Source organism: Sporosarcina sp. YIM B06819 (assembly GCF_033485175.1).
Lineage (GTDB): Bacteria > Bacillota > Bacilli > Bacillales_A > Planococcaceae > Sporosarcina.
Genome location: NZ_JAWLIQ010000061.1, coordinates 1 through 1,554, shown reverse-complemented (window position 1 = coordinate 1,554; position 1,554 = coordinate 1). Strand labels below are relative to the sequence as shown.

Genomic DNA, 1,554 nt, shown 5'->3' with positions numbered 1-1,554 from the left:
GAATCAATTTCATAAATCATCTTTTTCAAGAGCTTAGACTGCTCCTCTATCAAAAAATACGCTTTTAAAAATTATGCAGCTTTGTTTTGTGTCTGTAATAAGACATTCATTCGATCCACTGCCAATTTGCAGGCATTATAAATAAACGTCACAAGGTTGAAGTGCAGTTTTGCTTTTTCACCTGTACGGTGACGAACATTGTTTAATTGAAAGTACTCTTTCAAATAAGCGTTGACGCGTTCGACTGCGGTACGTTCTTTATAAAGTTTCTTCCATAATTCTGAGCCGCGTGCTGGATACGTGTATTTTCGAATATCCGTTTCACATTTGATTTTGAACACCTTTTGACAGAGTGAATCCTCTCGCAATGGACATGTACGGCATTCTTTCGGGCGTGTAAATTTTAATGTACGGTATTTTTCATCGAAGCTGTCATAACAGTAACTATGTTCACGTACACAAGTGGGCCGAAAATGGTCATCGAATCCTATATATTCACCTTCATTTCGAACATTATATGGAATCACGACACGCATCGTTTGCGCCAGTGCTTGTTTATAGATCGGTTCATAATCATAACCTGCATCGAATAATGCTGTCGTAAACTGTTTTGGCATGATGGCATCTATCTTTTTTAGTAGTGGGATAGCCGCTTTACTGTCAGATAAATTACCCGACGACATAAGGCGACCTACAATATACTGACTTTTCGATGACACAGCCAGATGTCCCTTAAAGCCGTACCAGAACGTATTTTTACCACCACTATTTTTCTTGATGCCCCACTTCGGCTCAATCGGTATGTCTTGCCAAAGTGTTTCAACTGGAATCGACAACTGCGCTTCCAATTTCTTTTCATAAGTTGTTAAATTCGCTTCGATTTCTGCTTGTTCAGCGAGCCAAGCTGCCTGTTCTTCTTTTGTTTTACGTCCACGTTTCTTCGGTGGCTCAGCTTCTTTTTTCTCAGAAGGAATAGATGCATCACGTGCTTCGAAATGTGTGGCATCGAAGGCAAGGTGTTCATCACAAAGAAAGCCTTCTACAAAGGCAGTTTGAATCAGTTCATCTTGCATTTTATCAAGCACATCGGACTGACTAATCACACGAATTATACGTGAAAAAGTAGCCTCTGAAGGGACGGAGTCTGAGAAAAGAAACCCACAATCTAAACGGAATAAAGGATCGTTGACTAAACGTTTTCTTAAATCCTTTACGGTCGGGATACGTTCTACAATACGAATAATCAATGATTGAATCATCGCACCGTAATTACATTCGCGCGGAGCACCACGCAGCGTCTTTTTAGAAAAGAGATGAAAGATTGGTTGTACATCGAATGTGGCAAAAATCGAATCAAAACGATGCGAACTTTCCATTTCGAATAATTGTTGGATGCCAAAAAAGCTAATTTGTTTTATAATAGTCATGAGGCATTCACTCCATTCGATATTGGTTGTTTAGTCGCTACCATTATACCGAATTTGGGGAGGTGTCTCATTTTTATTTGATTGAAACCCTTGATACCAAAGGGATAGGAATTATGAAATTAACTCA

The 1,554-nt window shown here is 39.3% G+C and carries 1 protein-coding gene; it reads right to left on the bottom strand.

Annotated features, from left to right (window positions below):
• Positions 1-71: 71 nt before the first annotated feature.
• Positions 72-1,427, bottom strand: coding sequence for a transposase (locus tag R2B72_RS18475; RefSeq protein ID WP_318618369.1), 1,356 nt, complete (start codon positions 1,425-1,427; stop codon positions 72-74).
• Positions 1,428-1,554: the final 127 nt, after the last annotated feature.